General features: G+C 70.9%; 17 protein-coding genes. 10 read left to right on the top strand and 7 right to left on the bottom strand.

Translation table 11 applies throughout. The features are described 5' to 3' along the window. Window positions 1-19: 19 nt before the first annotated feature. On the bottom strand, window positions 20-715 hold the full coding sequence (locus ACFVX4_RS05800) for a response regulator transcription factor (RefSeq protein ID WP_266417019.1): 696 nt from the start codon (window positions 713-715) through the stop codon (window positions 20-22). A gap of 135 nt (window positions 716-850) precedes the next feature. On the opposite strand from ACFVX4_RS05800, the gene ACFVX4_RS05805 reads away from it, so the two are divergent. Genes ACFVX4_RS05805 through ACFVX4_RS05820 form a run of 4 tightly spaced genes read left to right on the top strand, consistent with a single transcriptional unit; the run spans window position 851 to window position 4,507 of the window. Next, on the top strand, window positions 851-1,516 hold the full coding sequence (locus tag ACFVX4_RS05805) for a hypothetical protein (protein ID WP_389972324.1): 666 nt from the start codon (window positions 851-853) through the stop codon (window positions 1,514-1,516). Beyond that, on the top strand, window positions 1,513-2,589 hold the full coding sequence (locus tag ACFVX4_RS05810; RefSeq protein ID WP_389972326.1) for a peptidoglycan-binding protein: 1,077 nt from the start codon (window positions 1,513-1,515) through the stop codon (window positions 2,587-2,589). The genes ACFVX4_RS05805 and ACFVX4_RS05810 overlap by 4 nt, the downstream gene beginning before the upstream one ends. Continuing rightward, on the top strand, window positions 2,586-3,317 hold the full coding sequence (locus ACFVX4_RS05815; protein ID WP_389972329.1) for an ABC transporter ATP-binding protein: 732 nt from the start codon (window positions 2,586-2,588) through the stop codon (window positions 3,315-3,317). The genes ACFVX4_RS05810 and ACFVX4_RS05815 overlap by 4 nt, the downstream gene beginning before the upstream one ends. Further along, complete coding sequence (locus ACFVX4_RS05820) at window positions 3,314-4,507, top strand: ABC transporter permease (protein ID WP_389972331.1); 1,194 nt, start codon at window positions 3,314-3,316, stop codon at window positions 4,505-4,507. Before ACFVX4_RS05815 ends, ACFVX4_RS05820 begins: the two co-directional genes overlap by 4 nt. A gap of 82 nt (window positions 4,508-4,589) precedes the next feature. Here ACFVX4_RS05820 and aspS read toward each other — a convergent pair whose 3' ends face one another. After that, complete coding sequence (gene aspS / locus ACFVX4_RS05825; RefSeq protein ID WP_389972333.1) at window positions 4,590-6,407, bottom strand: aspartate--tRNA ligase; 1,818 nt, start codon at window positions 6,405-6,407, stop codon at window positions 4,590-4,592. 229 nt (window positions 6,408-6,636) lie between these two features. On the opposite strand from aspS, the gene ACFVX4_RS05830 reads away from it, so the two are divergent. Then, window positions 6,637-8,739 (top strand): SpoIIE family protein phosphatase, encoded by a 2,103-nt coding sequence (locus tag ACFVX4_RS05830; RefSeq protein WP_389972335.1) that lies wholly within the window; start codon window positions 6,637-6,639, stop codon window positions 8,737-8,739. Window positions 8,740-8,747: 8 nt separating this feature from the next. On the opposite strand, the gene ACFVX4_RS05835 is transcribed toward ACFVX4_RS05830, so the two are convergent. The 3 genes from ACFVX4_RS05835 to ACFVX4_RS05845 form a co-directional block, all read right to left on the bottom strand. Continuing rightward, window positions 8,748-9,836, bottom strand: a complete 1,089-nt coding sequence (locus ACFVX4_RS05835) for an AI-2E family transporter (protein WP_389972337.1) — start codon at window positions 9,834-9,836, stop codon at window positions 8,748-8,750. 84 nt (window positions 9,837-9,920) lie between these two features. Further along, a complete protein-coding gene (locus ACFVX4_RS05840; protein ID WP_389972339.1) occupies window positions 9,921-10,877 on the bottom strand; it encodes a pirin family protein in 957 nt (318 codons plus the stop codon). Between the two features lie 149 nt (window positions 10,878-11,026). Further along, window positions 11,027-11,467, bottom strand: coding sequence for an SseB family protein (locus tag ACFVX4_RS05845; protein ID WP_072487501.1), 441 nt, complete (start codon window positions 11,465-11,467; stop codon window positions 11,027-11,029). A 172-nt stretch (window positions 11,468-11,639) separates the two neighbouring features. Here ACFVX4_RS05845 and ACFVX4_RS05850 point away from each other — a divergent pair, with 172 nt between their 5' ends. The 5 genes from ACFVX4_RS05850 (at window position 11,640) to ACFVX4_RS05870 (ending at window position 19,435) form a co-directional block, all read left to right on the top strand. Beyond that, window positions 11,640-13,466 (top strand): acyl-CoA dehydrogenase, encoded by a 1,827-nt coding sequence (locus tag ACFVX4_RS05850; RefSeq protein ID WP_389972341.1) that lies wholly within the window; start codon window positions 11,640-11,642, stop codon window positions 13,464-13,466. A gap of 121 nt (window positions 13,467-13,587) precedes the next feature. Next, window positions 13,588-14,199, top strand: a complete 612-nt coding sequence (locus ACFVX4_RS05855; RefSeq protein WP_389972343.1) for a Uma2 family endonuclease — start codon at window positions 13,588-13,590, stop codon at window positions 14,197-14,199. 72 nt (window positions 14,200-14,271) lie between these two features. Beyond that, window positions 14,272-14,946 carry a hypothetical protein gene (locus tag ACFVX4_RS05860; RefSeq protein WP_389972345.1) on the top strand — a complete coding sequence of 225 codons (675 nt, stop codon included), beginning with the start codon at window positions 14,272-14,274 and terminating at the stop codon, window positions 14,944-14,946. Between the two features lie 61 nt (window positions 14,947-15,007). Then, entirely contained in the window at window positions 15,008-16,306 is a 1,299-nt protein-coding gene (locus ACFVX4_RS05865; protein ID WP_389972347.1) for a M18 family aminopeptidase, read from the top strand. 183 nt (window positions 16,307-16,489) lie between these two features. Continuing rightward, a complete protein-coding gene (locus ACFVX4_RS05870) occupies window positions 16,490-19,435 on the top strand; it encodes a BTAD domain-containing putative transcriptional regulator (protein WP_389972349.1) in 2,946 nt (981 codons plus the stop codon). A 48-nt stretch (window positions 19,436-19,483) separates the two neighbouring features. On the opposite strand, the gene ACFVX4_RS05875 is transcribed toward ACFVX4_RS05870, so the two are convergent. Both ACFVX4_RS05875 and ACFVX4_RS05880 read right to left on the bottom strand, forming a co-directional pair. Beyond that, window positions 19,484-21,334, bottom strand: coding sequence for an NHL domain-containing thioredoxin family protein (locus tag ACFVX4_RS05875; RefSeq protein ID WP_389972351.1), 1,851 nt, complete (start codon window positions 21,332-21,334; stop codon window positions 19,484-19,486). Window positions 21,335-21,571: 237 nt separating this feature from the next. Next, a complete protein-coding gene (locus tag ACFVX4_RS05880) occupies window positions 21,572-23,119 on the bottom strand; it encodes a recombinase family protein (RefSeq protein WP_389972353.1) in 1,548 nt (515 codons plus the stop codon). Between the last annotated feature and the right edge of the window lie 87 nt (window positions 23,120-23,206).

Raw genomic sequence — 23,206 nt, forward strand, 5'->3', positions numbered from 1 at the left:
ACAGCGGCGTCCTTACGGTTCACAGCGGCCCGAAGCGGTAGCCGAAGCCCCGCACCGTCTGGACGTAGCGGGGCTTGGCCGGTACGTCCTCCAGCTTGGCCCGCAGCCGGCCGACCGCGGCGTCCACCAGCCGGGAGTCGCCCAGGAAGGTGTGGTCCCAGACGGATTCGAGGAGCTGTTCGCGGCTGAAGACCCGGCAGGGGGAGGCCGACAGCTCCAGCAGCAGCCGCAGCTCGGTGGGCGGCAGCGGGACCGGGACGCCGTGCTTGGTGACGGTCAGTCCGGCGCGGTCGATCACCAGCCCGGCGAGGTCGGCGTCGGCCCCCTGCGCCTGCCCGGACGGTTCCGCGCGCCGCAGCGCGGCCCGGATCCGGGCCTCCAGGACGGGGGCGGTGACGGGCTTGACGACGTAGTCGTCGGCGCCCGCCTCCAGACCGGTCACGATGTCCTGGTCGTCGCCGCGCGCGGTCAGCATGATGACCGGCAGGGTCGCCGAGCGGGCGCGGATGCGGCGGCACACCTCGAAGCCGTCCATGCCGGGCAGCATCAGGTCCAGCACGGCCAGTTCGATCCGGGCGCCCCGCTCCCCGGCGAGCAGGGCGAGGGCCTGCTCGCCGGTGGCGGCGGTGTCCACGCCGTACCCGTGCCGGCGCAGCACGAGCTCCATCCCGTCCCGTACGGACGCGTCGTCCTCGATGAGCAACACATGCGGCATGGAGCCGATTATGGGCACGCCCGGACCATTTCCGTCTGCTGTGCACGGGGGCGAAGGTGCAGGCCGGGGCCATTGTTACGTTCCCATCATGTGGCCATGGACGGGCCATCATCTGCGGCGGCGAGCGTGCGGCGCATGACCTTCCTCAGGACGAACCCGCGCACGAACCCCCGCGCCACCGCCCGGCTGCGCATGGCAGCCCTCGTGGCCCTGCCCGTACTCGCCCTCTCCGTCGGCTGCGGCGGCGGGGACGACGGCACGGGCGCGGCGAAGAAGGACGACGCCATCGCCGACGTGCCGCGGACGCCGACGGCCGGCGCCACGAAGGACGCGAGCGAGCCGAGCGCCCCGCCCGCGGGCAAGAGCGACTTCTACGACGCCCAGATGAAGTACGTCCAGTGCATGCGCGTCAAGGGCGGCTACAAGGACTTCCCCGACCCCAAGCTCAGCGGCTACCTCGACTGGGACAAGGTCAATGAGATCGGCTCCCAGCCGGACCGCAACGCGGGCATCAAGGGCGGCAGGAACGGTGTCTGCGTGGCCGAGCTGCAGGCCGCCATGGCGGCCGAGCCCGAGCGCGACGAGCAGAAGGCCTACGAGTCGATGCTCGCGCACGCCAAGTGCATGCGGGACAACGGCGTCTCCCGGTTCACCAACCCGACCATGAGCGGCGGCAACGCCCAGCCGGGCGGCGACCCGAACCCGGCGTCCCCGGTCATCGACACGGCCTCGCCGACGTACAAGAAGGCCCGCGAGGCGTGCGGGTCGAAGCTGCTCGACGGTCTGGACGGCATGCAGTGAAGCACCGCACCGCACTCCTCGCGCTCGGCGCGGTGACCGTCGCCGCCGTCGCCGGGGGCGTCCTGTTCCTCGGTGACGACGGCGACGCGGGCGCCTCCGGGAAGGGCGGCGACCTGCCGCCCGCCACCGCGGCCGTCGTACGCACCGATCTCGTGCAGTCCAAGACGGTCGACGGCAGGCTCGACTTCGCGCAGCGCCGAGCCGTCAAGTCCGCCGTCGAGGGCACCGTCACGGTGGCCGCCTCCGAGGGGAGGACGCTGACCATGGGGCAGGCGCTGTACGAACTGAACGACAAGCCCGTCACCCTCCTCTACGGGCCGGTCCCGATGTTCCGCGAGATGAAGGCCGGCGACCGGGGCAGCGACGTGCTCCAGCTGGAGCGCAATCTGCGTGACCTGGGGTACGGGTCGCGGCTGTACGTCGACGTCCGGTACGACAAGGACACCGAGGCCGCCGTCGAGCAGTGGCAGAAGTCCCTGAACCGCGAAGCCACCGGCAGGGTCGGCAGGGGCGACGTCGTCTTCCAGCCCGGCCCGGTCAAGGTGGTCTCCGCCGACGCGGCGCTCGCCGACCAGGTCGGCCCGGACGGGCCGGTCCTGACGGTCGCCTCCACCAAGCCCGTCGTACGGGCGCAGCTCGACCAGACCGACGGCGCGCTCACCTCGCGGGGCACCAGGGTCGAGGTCACCCTGCCGAGCGGGAAGACCGTGGCCGGCAAGGTCGCCGGGACGGTGCGCCCCGAGACGTCCGCGTCCGGGGGCGACGCGGTCGCCGAGGACGGCATCACCGTCGAGGTCGTCCTGGACGGCGGGGCGGGCGCCGCGTCCGGCGAGGACACCAGGACGTCGGCGAGCGTGAAGTTCGTCAGCGAGGCGCACAAGGGGGTCCTCGCGGTCCCCGTCGAGGCGGTCGTCGCCCTGCGCGGCGAGAACGGCGGCTACGGCCTCCAGGTCGTCGAGGGCACCACGTCGAGGATGGTGCGGGTGGAGACGGGCATGACCGCCGACGGGCAGATCGAGGTCAGCGGCCCGGACGTGCGCGAGGGCCTGAAGGTCGGAGTGGCGAAGTCATGACGCCGCCCCCGGTGATCGAACTGCGGGACGCCACCAAGTCGTACCCCGGCGGCGTCCACGCCCTGCGCGGAGTGGATCTCACCGTCGAGGAGGGCGAACTGATCGCCGTCGTCGGCCCGTCCGGCTCCGGCAAGTCCACGATGCTCAACATCATGGGCACCCTCGACAAGCCCACCACGGGCACCGTCCGGATCGCCGGATACGACGTGTCCGAGCTCTCCGACTCCCGGCTCTCCGCACTGCGCGCCCGCCACATCGGCTTCGTGTTCCAGCACTTCCACCTGGCGGCGGGCCGCGACGCGGTGGACAACGTCGCCGACGGGCTGCTGTACGCGGGCGTCCCGCTGAAGGAACGGCGTACGCGTGCGCGCGAAGCGCTCGCCGAGGTGCGGCTGGACCACCGCCGCTCGCACACGCCGAACGAGCTGTCCGGCGGCGAGAAGCAGCGCGTGGCCATCGCCCGCGCCCTGGTGGGCAACCCCAGGCTGCTGCTGGCCGACGAACCGACCGGGGCGCTGGACACCGCGTCCGGCGAGCTCGTCATGGAGCTGCTGCACGAGCTGAACGCGTCCGGCACCACCATCTGCGTGATCACCCACGACAACGAGATCGCGGACTCGCTGCCGCGCCGGGTCCGCTTCAGGGACGGCGAGATCGTCTCGGACATGCGGTCCGGCACGCGGTCCGGCTCGCACTTCGACTCGCGTACGGAAGAGGCCGGTCCATGAAGAACGACCTCAGGCCCGCCCGCCTCTCCCCCCGCGACGTCCTGCGCGTCGGTGCGGTCGGCCTTCGCGCGCGGCGAGCGCGTGTGGTGCTCTCGGCGCTCGGCATCGCCATCGGTATCGCGACCATGGTCGCGGTCGTCGGGCTGTCCGAGTCGAGCCGCGCGGACCTGATGGCCCGGCTCGACCGCCTCGGCACCAACCTCCTCACCGCCGAGGCGGGCAAGGACGCCATGGGGCAGGAGATCAAGCTCCCCAGGAACGCGGTCGCGATGGTCGAGCGCGTCGGCCCGGTCCAGCACGCCACGGCCACCGCGGACATCGACGCCCGCATCCGCCGCAGCGACGTGGTCCCCGAGGAGCGCACCGCGGGCGTCACCGCCCAGGCGGTCCGCACCGACCTGCTGTCCGCGCTCGGCGGTGAGGTCGACAAGGGCGCCTGGCTGAACCCGGCCGGCGAACGCCTCCCGACGACGGTCCTCGGCGCGGTGGCCGCGGAACGTCTCGGCGTCACCCGTACCGGCGAGACGATCATGATGAACGACACCCGCGTGGCCGTCGTCGGCATCCTCGAACCGCTCGAACTGTTCCCCAACCTGGACCGGGTGGCCATGGTCGGATTCCCCGCCGCCGAGCGCTACTTCCACTTCGACGGTCACCCCACCACCATCTTCGAGCGCTCCACGGACGCCTCGGTGGCGGACGTACGGGCGATCCTGGCCCGCACCATCAGCCCCGGCAGGGAGACGGGCATCAAGGTCTCCCGGCCCTCGGACGCGCTGGCCGCCAAGGCCGCCACCGACGAGGGCCTGACGACCCTGATGCTCGGCCTGGGCGCGGTGGCCCTCCTGGTCGGCGGGGTGGGCGTCGCCAACACCATGGTCATCTCAGTCCTGGAGCGCCGTCAGGAGATCGGCCTGCGCCGCTCGCTGGGCGCGACCCGGGGCGCGATCCGGCTCCAGTTCCTGACCGAGTCGCTGCTGCTGTCGGCGCTGGGCGGGGCGACCGGCGCGCTGCTGGGCGCGGCGACGACGTACGGCTTCGCGCGGGTCCAGGGGTGGACGGCGGTGGTCCCGCCCTGGTCCCTGGCGGGCGGCCTGGCCGCCACACTCCTGATCGGCGTGGTCGCGGGCCTCTACCCGGCGATCCGCGCCTCCCGTCTCCACCCGACGGTGGCCCTGAACGCGACATGAGGCGGCCCCGGACGTGAAACATCCCCCGGCCTGGGGCGGCCGGGGGATGTTTCACGTGGAACCGAAGCGGAACCGGTGACGCTTACTTCGCGCCGGTGTCCCTCGCCACGGAATCCTTGGCGTCCGCCTTTTCCTTCACCGACGCGGCCGGCTTGCGGAGCTGGATGTTCAGCTCGCGCAGGCGGGTCTCGTCCAGCTCCGTCGGAGCACCCATCATCAGGTCCTGGGCGTTGCCGTTGAGCGGGAAGGCGATCGTCTCGCGGATGTTGGGCTCGTCGGCCAGCAGCATCACGATGCGGTCGACGCCCGGGGCGATGCCGCCGTGCGGCGGGGCGCCGAGGCGGAAGGCGCGGAGCATGCCCGCGAACTCGTGCTCGACGGTCTCGCGGTCGTAACCGGCGATCTCGAAGGCCTTGAGCATCAGCTCGGGCTCGTGGTTGCGGATGGCGCCGGAGGACAGCTCGATGCCGTTGCAGACGATGTCGTACTGCCAGGCGAGGATGTCCAGCGGGTCCTTCTCCTCCAGGTCCTTCAGGCCGCCCTGGGGCATCGAGAAGGGGTTGTGCGAGAAGTCGATCCGGCCGGTGTCCTCGTCCTTCTCGTACATCGGGAAGTCGACGACCCAGCAGAACCGGAAGACGCCCTCCTCGAAGTGGCCGGCGCGCTTGGCGGCCTCGACGCGGACGGCGGACATGATCTTGGAGACCTCGTCGAACTCGCCCGCGCCGAAGAAGACCGCGTGGCCGGGGACGAGGGAGAGACGCTCGGTGAGGGTCTTGACGTCGGTCTCGGTGAGGAACTTGGCGATCGGTCCCGCCAGGGTGCCGTCCTCGCCGACGCGGACCCAGGCCAGGCCCTTGGCGCCGTGCTGGACGGCGTAGTCGCCGAGGCCGTCGAAGAACTTCCGGGACTGGCCCGCGGTGTCCGGGACCGGGAGGGCGCGGACGTGCTTGCCGGCGAACGCCTTGAACTCCGAGCCGGCGAAGACGTCGGAGATGTCGACCAGTTCCAGCTTGGCGCGCAGGTCGGGCTTGTCGTTGCCGTACTTCAGCATCGACTCGCGGAACGGGATGCGCGGGAACGGCGAGGTGACGTGGCGGCCGTTGCCGAACTCCTCGAAGAGCTCGGTCATCAGCTTCTCGATCGGCCGGAAGACGTCCTCCTGCTCGACGAACGACATCTCGACGTCGAGCTGGTAGAACTCGCCGGGCGAACGGTCCGCGCGGGCGTCCTCGTCGCGGAAGCACGGCGCGATCTGGAAGTAGCGGTCGAAGCCGGAGATCATCAGCAGCTGCTTGAACTGCTGCGGGGCCTGGGGCAGGGCGTAGAACTTGCCCGGGTTCAGACGGGACGGGACGACGAAGTCACGGGCGCCCTCGGGGGAGGTCGCGGTGAGGATCGGGGTCGCCATCTCGTTGAAGCCGAGGGCCACCATCTTGGCGCGGATGGCGGCGATGACCGCCGAGCGCAGCATGATGTTGCGGTGCATGCGCTCGCGGCGCAGGTCGAGGAAGCGGTACTCCAGGCGCCGCTCCTCGTTGACCCCGTCCTCGGCGTTGATCGTGAAGGGCAGCGGGGCGGCCTCGCCCAGCACCTCAACCTCGGTGACCTCGATCTCGATCTCGCCGGTCGGGAGCTCCGGGTTCACGTTGTCGGCACCGCGCGCGGAGACCTTGCCGTCGATCCGTACGACGGTCTCCTTGGTGAGCTTCGCCAGCGCCTCGTTGCCGGGGGTGCCGGGGCGGGCGACGAGCTGCACCAGACCGTAGTGGTCGCGCAGATCGATGAAGAGGATGCCACCCAGGTCTCGGCGATTGTGCAGCCAGCCGCTCAGTCGGACGTCGGTGCCGACGTCAGAGGCGCGGAGCTCGCCGCAGGTGTGGGACCTGTACCGATGCATCGTCGTTCATCCAGTCTTCGCGGTTCGGGGTGGATTCAGCCACCCCAGGCTACCGCCCGCACCCGCACCGAATCATTGACATTGACATTTCAAGATCATCCGGAGCCCGTCGGACGTCCCGCCGGGACCGCCCGGACCGTCCCCGCCCCCTCCCCGAACCCTCCCCGGACGCTCCCCGGGCGACCACCCTCGGTGGCGTTCGCGGAGCAGATCTTCTTAAAGTGGGGCAATGCGCACCGAGGACGTCCTGGCCGCGACCGCGACCGGTCTGTGGCGCTGGGACAACACAGCCGGGACCGTCACGCTCGATGCGGAGGCGGCCCGGCTCCTGGAGCTGCCCGCCGCGGCCGGTGTCTTCCGCGAGTCCGCGGTGCGTTCCCGTTTCCACCCCGTCGACTGGAACGAGATCTACGGGGTGGTGAATCTCGCCCGCGCCGAGGGCACCCTCGCCGAGGCCCGGCTGCGGATCGTCGACGGGAGCGGCCGGGTGCTGCGCACGGTGCGCAGCCGCTCCAAGCCGCTCCCGGTCGAGGTGGCGAGCGGCGCGGACTACATACTGGTCGGCACCCTTCAGGAAGTCGCCGAGCCGCAGCCCGGCACCACCGGGGCGCACACCCCCATCACCGGGGACTGGCGCCGCTCCCGCGAGGCCTTCCTGCTGGACGCGGGCCGGGCGCTGGCCGAGGCCAGGTCGACCGCGGAGGTGCTGCGGGTCGCCGCCTCGCTCTCCATGCCGGGTTTCTCACCGGACGGCCTGGCGGTCTTCGGCATCGCGGGCGAGCGGCTGACGGTCATCGGGCACCACGGACACAGCGTCGGCGACGAGGACCCGTTCACCGACATGCCGCTGGAGACCGACTACCCGGCCGCCGAGGTCGCACGGACGGGGCGGGCGATCTATCTGCCGTCGCCCGAGGACTACGGCCGCCGCTACCCGGTCACCTGGCCGCTCGCCAGCCGTTTCGGGCGCCAGTCCTGGGCCTTCCTGCCGCTGATCGTCGCGGGGCACACCATGGGCGCGTGGATGGCGGGGTTCAAGCACCCGGTGTCGTTCTCGCCGGACGAGCGGTCCGTACTGACGACCGTGGCCCGGATGCTCGCGCAGGCACTGACCCGGGCCGGGGTCGCCGAGACCGAGCGGGAGCTGTCGCTGGGGCTCCAGCGCTCGATGATGCCGACGCTCGGCCCCGACATCCCGGGGATGACCGTCGCCGCCCGCTACATCCCGACCGGCGGCGGGCTCCAGGTCGGCGGCGACTGGTACGACATGATCCCGCTCCCCAACGGCCGTATCGCCCTGGTCATCGGCGACGTCCAGGGCCACGACGTGCGGGCCGCCGGGCTGATGGGCCAGTTGCGGATCGCGCTGCGCGCCTACGCCTCCGAGGGACACCGTCCGGACGCGGTGCTCTCGCGCGCCTCGCGCTTCCTCTCCGGGCTCACCGACGCGTACGAGAACGGGGCGACGACCGGGCCGCGCTTCGCCACCTGCCTGTACGCGGAGGTCGACCCGGAGTCCGGCACGCTCGACATCGCGCGGGCCGGCCATCCCGACCCCGTGGTCACCACCGCCGACGGGACCGCGATGATCCGCCAGACCGAGGGCGGACTGCCGCTCGGCGTCGAGGAGGACGCCGACTATCCGACGAGCCGGCTCACCCTGGAGCCCGGAGAAACGATCATGCTCTGCACGGACGGGCTGATCGAGACCGGCGGCCACGACATGTTCTCCGGCTGGGACCGGCTGCGGCCGGTCCTGGAAGAGCACACGGACGACCTGGAGAAGCTCGCCGACGCCCTCGTGCAGGCGGTGCACGGGCCGACCTCGCACTACACGACGGGCCCGCTGGCGGACCGCCGGGAGGACGACATCGCGCTGCTCCTGCTCCGGCGCGACGGGGGAACCCGGAAACAGCCGGCGCCGCGGCGCACCGCCCTGACCATCGCGCAGGCCCAGCCGGAGCGGATCGCGGCGGCCCGGCAGCAGCTGCGGGACCTGCTGCACGACTGGGCGGATCCGGAGCAGGTCGACGCGGCGGTGCTGATGATCTCCGAGATGGCCACCAATGTCCTCGTCCACACGGACGGGGACGCGCTGATGCTCGCGCAGGCGACGGGGGAGCACGGCGAGCGGCGGCTGCGCGTGGAGGTGTCCGACGGCAGCGACGAACTGCCGCACAAGCGGCGTCCCGGGGAGATGGCCTCCAGCGGCCGGGGGCTGGTGCTGATGGAGATGCTCGCCGACGCGTGGGGGGTGGATCCGCAGGGGGCCGGGAAGTCGATCTGGTTCGAGCTGCACGAGTCGGGGCCGAGTGCCGGGGCGGGGAGCTGAGCCGGGCCTCAGAGGCTGTCGGGTGCGCCGCCCGCCGGTTCGCCCCCGGACGGCGACCCCGGGCGCTCTTTGCGCAGCTCGCCGAGGATGCCGAAGGCAGCCGCGCAGACCGGGACCGCGAGCAGCATGCCCAGCAGGCCGGCCACACTGGCGCCCGCGGTGATCGCGATCATGATCATGGCCGGGTGCATCTGCACCGTACGGCTCTGGATCATCGGTTGCAGGACGTGGCCCTCCAGCACCTGCACGGCGAGCACGACCCCCAGCGCCCAGAGCGCGATCACGAACCCCCGGTCGGCGAGCGCGACCAGCACGGCGACGGCGCCCGAGATGAAGGCCCCGAGGTAGGGGATGTAGGCACCGACGAAGACCAGCGCACCGAGCCCCACCGCGCCGGGAACACGCAGGATCAGCAGGCCGACGGTGATGCAGACGGCGTCGATCAGCGCGATGAACGTGGTGCCCCGCATGAAGCCCTGGACGGCTTCGAAGGCCCGCCGCCCCATCGCCTCGACCAGCTCCCCGGTACCGCGCGGGGCGACCGAGTGGGCGAGCTGCGCGGCCCGGTCGGAGTCGCGCAGGAAGAAGAAGGTCAGCAGGAGGGCGAGGACGCTGGTGGCGATGAGCGAGCCGATCAGGCTGAGCCCGGAGAGGAGCCCGCCCGCGGCGCTCGCGCCGAACTTCTCGACGAGCTTCTGGACGTTGGACGCGAGGTCGTCCACATTGGTGCTCCTGCCGATCCCGAAGTGGTCGACGACCCACTGGGCGGTGTCCTTCAGCGACCGGACGATCTGGTCACCGGTGTCGACGAGCGCGGTGACGACGATGTACCCGGCACCGCCGACCACTGCGACGAGCAGTACGCAGGTGAGCCCCGCAGCGAGCGAGCGCTTCAGTCCGCGGGCGGTCAGCCAGCGGTGCACCGGACCGAGCAGCGCCGTACCGAGCAGCGCGAGCAGCACGGGAGTGATGGCGGTCTTGAAAATGATGCACAGCCAGATGGCGACTGCGGCGACCCCGGTGACGAGGAGAACAACACCGCACCAGGCCGCTGTGCGCCGCGCGGCATCGGGCAGGAGGGGCTTCTGGTTCTGCACCCTCCCACCCAATCACGGCGCGGGTGCGATGTCCCGCTTGTGGGGCCTTATGAATGACGGACTGTCACACTCCGGCTGCGGGTATCACATTCCGTGAACCGCGGGCACGGTGCCGAGGCGGCCGGCCTGGAAGTCCTCGAAGGCCTGCTTCAGTTCGGCCTGGCTGTTCATCACGAACGGTCCGTAGTGCGCCATCGGCTCACGGATCGGGCGGCCGCCGAGCAGCACGACCTCCAGGTCCGGGGCGTTGCCGTCCTGCTTCTCGTCCGCGCGGACGGTCAGCGCGGAACCGGCGCCGAAGACCGCGGTCTGCCCCATGTGGACGGGGCGGCGCTCCGCGCCGACGGTGCCGCGGCCGGCCAGCACGTACGCGAGTCCGTTGAAGTCCTCGCGCCACGGCAGGGTCACCTCGGCGCCGGGGCGCACGGTGGCGTGGATCATCGTGATCGGGGTGTGGGTGATGCCGGGGCCCTCGTGCCCGTCGAGCTCACCGGCGATGACGCGGAGCAGCGCGCCGCCGTCCGGGGAGGCGAGGAGCTGGACCTGGCCGCCGCGGATGTCCTGGTAGCGGGGGTCCATCATCTTGTCGGCCTTGGGCAGGTTGACCCAGAGCTGGAGGCCGTGGAAGAGGCCGCCCGACATCACGAGGGACTCCGGCGGGGCCTCGATGTGCAGAAGACCGGAACCGGCGGTCATCCACTGGGTGTCGCCGTTCCGGATGGTGCCGCCGCCGCCGTTGGAGTCCTGGTGGACGAAGGTTCCGTCGATCAGGTACGTGACGGTCTCGAAGCCGCGGTGCGGGTGCCAGGGGGTGCCCTTCGGCTCACCGGCCGCGTACTCCACCTCACCCATCTGGTCCATCATGATGAACGGGTCGAGGTGCTTGTAGTTGATACCGGCGAACGCCCGGCGAACCGGGAAGCCCTCGCCCTCGAATCCGCTCGGCGCCGTGGTGACGGCGAGCACGGGGCGGTCCGCTGCGTCGCCCGGGGCGGCGACCTTGGGCAGGGTCAGCGGATTTTCGACAGTCACTGCGGGCATGGGAGCCACCTCCGGGATCGTCCTGCCTTCAATTTAGTTGAATGGTGAACATCTTGCAAGGTGTCATCCATTCCCCGCCGGCCGAGGGCAGCGCGAAGGGGGCCCGTGCCGAGCGGCACGGGCCCCCTTCGCGTTGTTCCGATCGGATCTCAGCCGTACATGCGACGCATCGCGAAGTCGACCATCTGCTCCACGGCCTTCGCGTCGAAGACCATGCGGTGCTCACCCTCCATGTCGAGGACGAAGCCGTAGCCGGTCGGCAGCAGGTCGATCACCTCGGCCCCGGTGATCACGAAGTACTTGGACTCCTTGCCCGCGTACAGCCGCAGCTCCTTGAGCGTGGTGAACATCGGGATCACCGGCTGCTGGGTGTTGTGCAGCGCCAGGAACCCGGGATTGTCGCCGCGCGGGCAGTAGACCTTCGACGTCGCGAAGATCTGCTGGAAGTCCTCGGCGGACAGCGAGCCGGTGGTGAAGGCCCGTACCGCGTCGCCCAGGGACGGCGGCGAGGGTTCGGGATACAGCGGCTGCTCGCCGTAGCCGCCACCCATCTGCTGCTGTGCGCCCGGGTTCTGGTCGTAGCCGTACATAGCGCAAAGAGTAATCGGACACATCGGAGCCTTGAGGGGTTGCGTCTTATTACTGACGGGTAGCATCATCGTAGAGGTCAGCTGATATACGCACCGCCAGCTCGTCGCCCGCCCGGCCCACACCCCGTCCCGGGGCGCTGCGCGCCACTGCTATTGATTACGGAGCCTTCCCATGGGGCACTACAAGTCGAATCTCCGCGACATCGAGTTCAACCTCTTCGAGGTCCTCGGGCGCGACAAGACGTACGGCACCGGCCCGTTCGCCGAGATGGACGTCGAGACGGCGAAGAGCATCCTCGACGAGGTCAACCGCCTCGCGGAGAACGAGCTGGCCGTCTCCTACGCCGACGCCGACCGCAACCCGCCGGTCTTCGACCCGGAGACCAACACCGCGCCGGTCCCGGCGACCTTCAAGAAGTCGTACCAGGCGTTCATGGACTCCGAGTACTGGCGCCTCGGCCTGCCCGAGGAGATCGGCGGCACCACCTCGCCGCGCTCCCTGATCTGGGGCTACGCGGAGCTGCTGCTCGGCTCGAACCCGGCCATCTGGATGTACTGCTCGGGCCCGGCGTTCGCCGGCATCCTCTTCGAGGAGGGCAACGAGGCGCAGAAGAAGATCGCCGAGATCGCCGTCGAGAAGCAGTGGGGCTCGACGATGGTGCTGACCGAGCCGGACGCCGGTTCCGACGTCGGCGCGGGCCGCACGAAGGCCGTCGAGCAGGAGGACGGCTCCTGGCACATCGAGGGTGTGAAGCGCTTCATCACCTCGGGCGAGCACGACATGTCCGAGAACATCATCCATTACGTGCTGGCCCGCCCCGAGGGCGCCGGCCCCGGCACGAAGGGCCTCTCGCTCTTCATGGTCCCGAAGTTCCACTTCGACTGGACCACCGGCGAGCTGGGCGAGCGCAACGGCGTGTACGCGACGAACGTCGAGCACAAGATGGGCCTCAAGGCCTCCAACACCTGCGAGATGACCTTCGGCGACCAGCACCCCGCCAAGGGCTGGCTGATCGGCGACAAGCACGACGGCATCCGCCAGATGTTCCGCATCATCGAGTTCGCCCGCATGATGGTCGGCACGAAGGCCATCGCGACCCTGTCGACCGGCTACCTGAACGCGCTGGAGTACGCCAAGGAGCGCGTCCAGGGCACCGACCTGTCGCAGTTCATGGACAAGACCGCCCCCAAGGTCACCATCACGCACCACCCCGACGTGCGCCGCTCCCTCATGACGCAGAAGGCGTACGCCGAGGGCATGCGCTCCCTGGTGCTGTACACCGCCACCGTCCAGGACGCGATCCAGGAGAAGGAGGCCGCGGGCGAGGACGCGAAGGCGCTGCACGGCCTCAACGACCTGCTGCTCCCGATCGTGAAGGGCTACGGCTCCGAGAAGTCCTACGAGCAGCTGGCTCAGTCGCTCCAGACCTTCGGCGGCTCCGGGTACCTCCAGGAGTACCCGATCGAGCAGTACATCCGTGACGCCAAGATCGACACGCTGTACGAGGGCACGACGGCGATCCAGGGCCAGGACTTCTTCTTCCGGAAGATCGTCCGTGACCAGGGCGCCTCGCTGAACGCCCTCTCCGAGGAGATCAAGAAGTTCCTCGCCGGCGCCCAGGGCAACGAGGAGCTGGCCGGCGCGCTGGACTCGCTCGCCAAGGCGGCCGTGGACCTGGAGGCGATCGTCGGCACGATGATCACCGACCTCACCGCGACCGGCGAGGACGTCAAGAACATCTACAAGGTGGGCCTCAACACCACCCGCCTGCTGATGGCCTCCGGCGATGTCGTCGTCGGCTACCTGCTCCTCAAGGGCGCGGCCGTCGCGGCCGAGAAGCTGCCGACCGCCTCCGCGAAGGACATCGCCTTCTACCAGGGCAAGATCGCCGCCGCGAAGTTCTTCGCCGCCAACGTCCTGCCGGGCGTCTCGGCCGAGCGCGCGCTCGCCGAGTCCGTCGACAACTCGCTGATGGAGCTGGACGAGGCCGCGTTCTAGCCCCTCCCGCTCACGATCGTCAGCACGCACCGTCACCCGGACACACTTTCGGGTGGCGGTGCTGTCGTATCAGCTGGGTACGCTGAGTGCAGGTCCGAGAATCCCGTCCATGGGAGGAACCATGACTGCCGAGGCACTGCCCGAAGCGTCGCAGCTGCGCCGCGACGATTCCAAGTGGCCGGTCCCGCCCGAGGACGGCTACACCGTGGACGATTTCTTCACGCTTGACCTCCCGCCGCACACAGAGCTGATCGACGGGAGCCTGGTTTTCGTGCGTCCGCAGCGGAACTTTCACACGCTGGCGATGTATCTGCTGGAACAGGGGCTGCGCCAGCACGTTCCCGATGCTCTGCGGGTACGCCGGGAGATGGCCGTCGTGCTCGGTAAGCGCAATGTCCCAGAACCTGACCTCGTCGTGGTGAAGGCGGACGGCGTAGGAGGCCCGCGACAAACACGCTACGAGGCCGCCGACGTCCTGCTCGCCGTCGAGGTCGTCTCCCCCGACTCCGAGGACCGCGACCGCGACACCAAACCTCACAAGTACGCGGCGGCGGGCATCCCGCACTTCTGGCGGGTCGAGATGAGCGGCGAGCACGACCGGCCCGTGGTGTGGACGTACGAGTGCGACGCGGTGACCAAGGCCTACGTCTCCACCGGCGTCCACCACGACCGGCTGAAGCTCTCCGCCCCGTACGACATCGACATCGATCTGACCGCCATCGACCGGCTGTAGACCTGCTCCTACCCGGTGGCCCGGGCCTCTCTAAGATCGGATGTCCGACAGCCGGAGGGGGCGGGTTCACTCATGGGTGACAAGGGTTTCGTGGGTACGCGGGGACGGCTCGTGGTGGTCGGGGCGGCGGTGCTGCTGCTCGCGGGCTGCGGGGGCGGGGGCGGTGACGACGCCAAGGCGGCGGCGCTCGACAAAGGCCAGGTCGCCTCGGTGCTGCCGGACGCGAAAGCCGTACCGGGCTGGCGGATGTACATGAAGCCGGCGGCCCTGAAGCCGGTCCCCGGGTACCCGCCGCCGGTCTGCGTGTCCAGGACGAAGGAGCAGCGGGAGACGGCCTGCCGCACGGCCACGTCCTGGGGTTCGTCCGCCTTCGCGCGCAAGGCGGACGCGACCACCCTGAATTTCTGGGCCCTCGCCTACAAGGACGGGAAGGCCGCGGACGCCGCGTACGACGTCCTGATCAAGTGGTACGGCGGGGGCCGGGTCGGCCAGGACGCCGAGAAGGTGGACCTCGGCAGTCCGGGCGCCGAGCGCGAGGCCAACCGCGCCGCGGTCGGCACCATGGGCGGACCGGGCACGATCGCGCAGATCCGGGTCGGGACGACCGTCCTGGGCATCAGCACCGGAACCCAGGGCAAATCGGCCGTCCCCGACAAGGAGGTCAAGGCGTTCGCGGCCATGTTCGCCGAGCGCGCGCAGCAGGTCCAGAACGGCGAGAAGCCCTCGGCGACCCTCCCGGGACATTGAGCGGACGCCCTCGTGCGACGGTGGTGAAGCCGCCCGGTCCGGTCTCGTTACAGTGAGGAACATGAGTTCCTCCCTCCGCTTCGACCGCGGTCACACCGACGATCTGATGGCCTTCCTGATGGCCTCCCCCTCCCCGTACCACGCCGTGGCGACCGCGGCCGCCCGACTGGAGAAGGCCGGGTTCCGGCAGGTCGAGGAGACCGCGGCCTGGGACGGGACCAGCGGGGGCAAGTACGTCCTGCGCGGCGGTGCGATCGTGGCCTGGTACGTACCGGAGGGCGCCGAGGCGCACACCCCGTTCCGGATCGTCGGGGCGCACACCGACTCGCCGAACCTGCGGGTCAAGCCGCTGCCCGACACCGGGGCGCACGGCTGGCGGCAGGTCGCCGTGGAGGTCTACGGCGGGACGCTGCTCAACACCTGGCTCGACCGGGACCTCGGCCTGGCCGGCCGGATCTCACTGCGCGACGGCACGCACCGGCTGGTGAACATCGACCGGCCGCTGCTGCGCGTACCGCAGCTGGCCGTGCACCTGGACCGGTCGGCCAACCCCGACGGGCTCAAGCTCGACCGGCAGAAGCACATGCAGCCGATCTGGGGGCTCGGGAACGTCGAGGAAGGCGACCTGATCCGGTTCGTCGCCGAGGAGGCCGGCGTCGACGCCGAGGACGTGACCGGCTGGGACCTGATGCCGCACGCCGTCGAGCCGCCCGCCTACCTGGGCCGGGACCGCGAACTGCTGGCCGGTCCCAGGATGGACAACCTGCTCTCCGTGCACGCGGCGACCGCCGCACTCGGCGCCGTCGCCGGGCAGCCGGACGAGGAGCTTCCGTACATCCCGGTCATGGCCGCCTTCGACCACGAGGAGAACGGCTCGCAGTCCGACACCGGCGCCGACGGGCCGCTGCTCGGCACGGTCCTGGAGCGTTCCGTCTTCGCGCGCGGCGGGACGTACGAGGACCGCGCCCGTGCCTTCGCCGGGACCGTCTGTCTCTCCTCCGACACCGGTCACGCGATCCACCCCAACTACGCCGAGCGCCACGACCCGACCCACCACCCGGTGGCCAACGGCGGACCGATCCTCAAGGTCAACGTCAATATGCGGTACGCGACCGATGGCAGCGGCCGGGCCGTGTTCGCGGCGGCGTGCCGGAAGGCGGACGTGCCGTGGCAGTCGTTCGTCTCCAACAACTCGATGCCGTGCGGCACCACGATCGGCCCGATCACCGCTGCCCGGCACGGGATCCAGACCGTGGACATCGGCGTCGCGATCCTGTCGATGCACAGCGCCCGTGAGCTGTGCGGGGCGGACGACCCGTATCTGCTGGCCAACGCGCTGACAGCGTTCCTGGCGGGCTGAGCCACCCGCCGCGAGGCCATCGACGGGCCGGTGCGCGAGGCGCGCCGGCCCGGCCGACGACGCCGTTCCGCTCGCACCCCGCCGATCGGGCACGACCCGTCGCCGACTCCCCGGCACCCCCGATATCCTGGGACTTTCCCGTGCCCGGCTCCGGGCGCATCCCGCCCGGAAGGGAAGCTGCTCGTGGAGTTCCGGCTGCTCGGCACCGTCTCCGTCGACACGTTCACCGGGCCGCTGCCGCTCGGCCCCGCCAAGCGCCGCAGTCTGCTCGCCGCGCTGCTGCTGTCCGCCAACACCCCCGTCTCCATCGCCAGGCTGACGGACTCCCTGTGGGACGACACACCGCCGCTGCACGCCCGCAGCGTCATCCAGGGGCATGTGTCCCGGCTGCGCGCCCTGCTGGTGGGTGCGGACGCGGAGGCGTACGGGGTGGAGCTGGTCACCCTCGGCGACGCCTATGTGCTGCGGCTGCCGGAGACCCTGCTGGACTCGCAGCGCTTCGAGGAGCTGCTGACGCTGGCGCGGGGGCAGCGCAGCCCCGCCGACGCGGTACTGATGCTCAAGGAGGCCCTGTCCCTGTGGCAGGGCCCGGCGCTCAGCGGCGCGTTCGCCGGACGGCCGCTCCAGGCGGCCGCGCACTCGCTGGAGGAGTCGCGGCTGGCGACGGTCGAGCAACTGGCGCGCGCCTACGCCGCGCTGGGGGAGCACAACCGGGCAGCGGCGGTCCTGCGGTCGGAAGCCGTCGCGCATCCGATGCGGGAGTCGCTGGCGGCGGCCCTGATGACGGCGCTGTACCGGGCGGGACGTCAGTCGGAGGCACTGGACTGGTTCCACCGCACCAGGCGGCTGCTCGCCGACGAGCTGGGGATCGATCCCGGACACGAACTCGCCGACGCGTACGCGCTGATCCTGCGCGGCGACCCCGGGCCGGACGCCGGACGGGAGGGCGGACGGAACGCGCCCGGCGGTCCGGGGACGACAGCCCGCGGCCCGGTCCGGTCGGGCGGCGGTGACAGCGGCGGCTCCGGGAACGGGGCCGTGCCCGCGGCCCGCCCGGCGGCGGACCGGCGGGCCGGAACGGACGGCGGGGCCGCGGCAGCACCGGCCGACCGCCCGGCCGACCTGCTCGGCGGTACGGGCGGCGGTACGGGCGGCGCCCCCAGCCCCGCGCCGCCCCGACCCCTCCCCGTGCCGTCCCTCGCCGGCGAGCCGCACCCCACCGATCTGCTGCCCCGCGCGCCCCGCGGCTTCCAGGGGCGGACCGCCGAACTGGCCGCCCTCACCCGGGCCGCGGCGGGCGAGGCACCCGTCTGCCTGGTCACCGGACCGGCCGGGGTGGGCAAGACCGCGCTGGCCCTGCAGTGGGCGCACCGCAATCCGGCCGCCTTCCCGGACGGACGGCTCTTCGCCGATCTGCGCGGGTTCAGCGACACCGGTGAGCCCGCACTCGTCGAAGTCCTGCGCGAGTTCCTGCTGGCGCTCGGCGTCGCGCCCCGCCGCGTCCCGGAGTCCGTCTCGGCCGCGGCCGCGCTCTTCCGGTCGCTGACCGACCGGCGCCGTCTGCTCGTCATACTCGACAACGCCCGCCACTCCGCCACCGTCCGGCCGCTGCTGCCGGGCGGCACCGACTGCGTCACGCTGGTCACCAGCAGGCACCGGCTGGAGGGCCTCATCGCCTCGGACGCGGCCCGTCCCGTACCGCTCGACGTGCTCGAACCGCCGGACGGCACGGCCCTGCTGGCCGGTGTGCTCGGTGAGGACCGGGTGCTCGCCGAACCGGTCGCGGCCCGCCGGCTCGCCGAACTCTGCGGAGGGCTGCCGCTCGCCCTCCGGGTCACCGCGGCCCGGCTGGCCGGACGCCCGACCTGGACGCTGGCCGGTCTCGCGGACGAACTGGCCGACGAGCGCAGCCGGCTGACGTACCTCGACGTGGACGACACCGGTGTCTCGGCCGCGCTGCGGCTGACCGTGCAGCAGCTGCCGCAGGACGCCGTCCACCAGCTCGCCCGGCTCGGCCACCACCCCGGAGGCCACTTCGACCCGTACACGGCCGCCGCGCTCGCCGGCACCGACCCGGTCGTCGCCACGGCGGCGCTGGAACGGCTCGCCGCCGCCCATCTCGTCACCGAGACGGCGCCGGGGCGCTGGGTGCTGCACGATCTGGTGCGCCTCTACGCCCGCGGCATGGACCCCGCGGGCGGGTCCGAGGCGCTCATCGGTGTCCTCGACCACTACATCGCCACCGCGCTCGCCGCCGCCGACACGGCCGAGCCCGGCGGCGAGCTCTGCTTCGTCCTGCCGGAGGACTACCACCGCCCGGTCGCCGTACGGGACTTCGTCGACCGGGCGGCGGCGATGCACTGGCTGGCGACCGAACGCGACGATCTGGCGCTGGCCGCCGACGCGGCCCGGACCGCCGGATTCCACGACCGGGCGTGGCGGATCATCCTGCTCCAGTGGCCGCAGGTGGTGTGGCGGGTGCGGGACAACTGGTCCCCGCTGCTGGAGCTGGCGCTGGACTCCGCGCGCGCCCACGACGACGCGTACGCCGAGTCGAGGGTGCTCAGCCTGCTGGGCTGGGTGCTGACCGAGGAGGGCAGGACCACCGAGGCCGTCACCCTGCTGGAGCGCTCGCCCGGTCTGGCCCGGCAGGCCGGCGACCGGCTCGGCGAGGCGACCGCACTGATCAACCTCGCCGTCGTCCAGGCCGAGCAGGGAGAGCTCGACACGGCTCTGGAGGGCTGCGGGCGGGCTGTCGACCTGGCCCGTGAGGAACGGGAAGCGCACACCGAGATGCTGGCGCTCCAGCACCTCGCCCGGCTGCAGCTGACCGCGAACCGGCCGCACGAAGCCCTCGAATCCGTCCGGACGGCGCTCGACCTGGGGCCCGAGCACGAGGAGGTCGCCCGCCGGGTGCTGCTGCTGACCACCAGCGGCGAGGCCCGTCTGGCGCTCGGCGAGGAGAACGACGGGATCCGGCTGCTCGACCGGGCGGCCGGGGAGGCGGAGTCCGCCGGATACGACACCGGCGCGGTACGGGCCCTCCAGGCGCTGCTGCGGGTGACGGCCGAGCCGGAGTACCGCAAGCGGTACGAGGAGGCGGTCCGACGGCTCACCGACAACGGGTGAGCCCCCTCCCGGACGCGATCACGAAAGCGCCCGGGAGGCTGCGGGAGGTCAGGCCTGCTCGTCCATTCCTGCCAGCACCAGCGGCAGCCGGGGCGTTCCCTGTGCGCTCACGCGGACGGGGACGCCCCAGTCCTGCTGGTGGACATGGCAGGCCGGGTACTCGTTCAGCGGGTCGTCGTCGCAGGACGCCGCCATCGCCGACACATGCAGGACGCCCTCGGTGACGCCCTCGCCGAGGACCAGGTCGCGGAAGAGGTCGGTACCGGGGCCCGCGCCCTCGGCCAGCAGCTCCGGCGGGGTCGCCGAGACCAGCAGCCGGGTCGAGGGGCCGTACCGGGTGTCCAGCTTCTGCCCGGCGGGCGCCTGGAAGACCACATCGAGCCGGAGCGTGCCCGGGGCGATCTCGGTGGCCGCGCGCCGGGTGCGGTGGGCGCGGTCGGCGACGCGTACGGCCTCCTCGGGGAGCCGCAGCCGGGTCAGCCGGTGCCGGGCGGACTCGACGACCACGAGATCGCCGTCGACCAGCACGGCGTCGCTCGGCTCGCGCAGATCCGTGGCCAGGGTGGTGACCTCACCGCTCCCGGGGTCGTAGCGCCGCAGCGCGTGGTTGTACGTGTCGCAGACGGCGACGGACCCGTCGGGCAGCGCGGTCACCCCCAGCGGGTGCTGGAACAGGGCCTGCCCGGCGGCGCCGTCGCGGTGTCCGAAGTCGAAGAGTCCGGTGCCGACGGCCGTACGGACGGCGAAGCCGGATCCGTCGCGCTCGACGTACCGCAGGGCGGACGTCTCCGGGTCGGCGACCCAGAGCCGCTCCCCGTCGGCGGACGTGGCGAGCCCGGACGGCTGGGCGAACCAGGCCTCGGCGGCGGGCCCGTCGACCAGGCCCTCGTTGGTGGTACCCGCGGCGACCTGGACGGTCCGCGTCACGGGGTCGTACGTCCACAGCTGGTGCACGCCCGCCATGGCGATCCACAGCCGGTCCGCGAACCAGGCGACGTCCCAGGGGGAGGAGAGGTCGACCTCGCGGGCCGGTCCGGACGTCGGCGAGCCCTGCCACCACTGGCGGCCGGTGCCGGCGAGCGTCGTCGTCGCCCCGGTGGAGAGGTCGAGGGCGCGGATGGCGTGGTTGACCGTGTCGGCGACCGCGATCCGGCCGTCGGGCAGGACGGCGAGGCCCTGCGGCTCGGAGAACCGGGCCTCGTCGGGTGCGCCGTCGGTGAACCCCCTGTCCCCTGTTCCGATGTGACGGCGAACCGTTTCACTGTCACGTTCGATCTCGACCAGGCGGTGACGGGTGGTGTCGGAGACGAGGAAGCCGCCGTCGGGCAGGAGCAGCGCCTTGCCGGGGAAGCGCAGATGCGTGGCGACCGGTTCGGGCGCGACATAGGGGCCGTCGCCGCGGCGCAGCGTGCCCTTCGCCGCGTGCTCGGCCTCCAGCTCCTCGACCAGCTTCTCGATGGCGTGCGCATGGCCCTCGCCGGCGTGCTGGGCGACGATATAGCCCTCGGGGTCGATGACGACGAGCGTGGGCCAGGCCCGTACGGCGTACTGCTTCCAGGTCGCCAGTTCCGGATCGTCGAGGACCGGGTGGTGGACCTCGTACCGCTCGACGGCATCGACGACGGCCCGGTGCTCGGCCTCGTGGACGAACTTCGGCGAGTGCACCCCGATGATCACCAGGGTGTCGCGGTGCTTCTCCTCCAGCTCGCGCAGCTCATCGAGGACATGCAGGCAGTTCACACAGCAGAAGGTCCAGAAATCTACAACGGCACACTTGCCTCGTAGATCCGCGAGCGTCAGATCCTTCCCACCAGTGTTGAGCCAGCCGCCCTTCCCGACCAGCTCGGGGGCACGGACGCGGGCTCGGCGCGGAGCGGGGGTGGGAGTCGCATCGTTCATGGTTCAAGAGTGCCACCACAGAGGAAACGCACGTTCATGGGTGACACCAGCAAGGCGGAAGCCTCAGCGGCATCGCAGGCATCGTTTCTGAGGACAAGACAGAGCGCCCCGCCCGTGCGCTGGAGGGGCCGACGAGTGGTCGGGAAGGCGTGCAGGAGCTGCGCACGCTCTCAAGGCAGGCGAACGGCCCGTCACCAAGATTCTCAGCGACGGGCCGCGAAAGGCTCCAAGCCGGGGCTACAGGACTTCCGCCTCCGTCAGGCCGGCCCAGCGGATCCGGATACGCTGCTCCGGAATGAGCCGAGCCCCACGCTTGCCCTTGCTGACTTCCACGCGATCGATGGCGAGCGACAGACGATCGCGGCGGTCATCGACTGTGGAGTCGCCCCACGCCTCACGGAGCTGGACAGCATCAAGCATCGGCCTTACGTCCATCGACGGCATCGGCAGCTTGCCAAGATCATCACGCAAGCCGTCGATGCGGCCACGCAGCCGCTCGGTCAGCCGGTTGTAGCGGTCAATCGCCGCAGGACCGGTGAACTCGCCGCGCACGTAGCGTGCGTCTTCGAGGTCCGCCAACCGGGCCTCTTCGTCTTGGACTTCGACTGCGATGGCGTCACGCTTCGCGAACGTCTCCGGATCGACACGATGAACCCAGCGATCCGCAATCGCGATCAGGAGAGGGTCGTCAAGGTCGAGTGCTGGGACCTTGGTCAGAAACCTTTCGGTCACGTAGGCGTCGACCGCATCGGCCAGCGCGGACGCTCCGATGCACTGATTGCCCGAGCGGTGCGACCAGCACTGGTAGCTGTTGCCCACACGGTGCATACGGCTGCCACACCCCGGTACGCCGCAGAACACCAGCCCCGTGAGCAGCGCCGTGCCCTGTGACTTCGGACGGCGTTTGCCCGCATGCACGAAGGTGCGTGACTCGAATTGGCGGATGATGCGATCCCGTTCGCCAACCGTGATGATCCCCTCGCCGATCTCCACCGGGTCGAGCGTCTCGGGATCCTGGTACGGGAAGACCCGTCCCGTGTACTTCTTCTCCCCGTCGTCCGTCTCAACGGTTTCTGTCTCCGGCATGAGACCAGCGAGCGCAGGTGACCGCAGGAGCTGCATGATGCTCGCTGCATTCCACTGCCCGCCGCGCGGTGAGGGGATGTCGTACTCGTTGAGCAACCGCGCGATCTTCACAAGAGACACGCCTGCCAGCGCCTCATCCGCGATCAGGCGGGCGTACACGGCGTCCTCGGGGTCATGGACGAGCTTCTTCGTCTTCGGGTCCACCTTGAGCCCGTAAGGCGGCTGTCCCCCGATCCACTGCCCCTTGCTGCGCAGGTACCTTTTCGCGTGGCCCACGCGCGTACCGAGGTTCTTGGACTCCGACCGTGCCAGCTCCGCGAGCATGGCGACGATCATCCGGGCCGAGTCGTTCGATGTGTCGAGACCGTCGATGACGGATACGAAACGGCCGCCCGCCTTTTCGATGTCGTCGAGCACCTTGCCCACCTGGCCGATTCCTTTGCGGGACAGGCAATCCAACTTCCAGACGATCAGCGTGCCGACCACTCCGGCGGTGACTGCCGCAAGTGCGGCGTCGAACCCCTTGCGCTCAACGGCCTTGTAGCCGGAGCGCCCCCTGTCCATGTGGACCTTGCGTACGGTCAGACCGTTACGTTCGGCCCATGCACGGCAGTCGGCTTCCTGCCGTTCGATTGCGGTCTTGCCGTCCCGGTCGAGGGACAGGCACAGGTACAGATCACAGATTGTGTCTTGGTGCACCAATTGAGTATCTCCAGAAGTTCATTGCTCCGTGGTGAACTTCCAGGAATCCAGGACCGCAATGCACACATTCCGGAGGGTCGTCGG

Source organism: Streptomyces sp. NPDC058240 (assembly GCF_042882135.1).
Classification (GTDB): domain Bacteria; phylum Actinomycetota; class Actinomycetes; order Streptomycetales; family Streptomycetaceae; genus Streptomyces.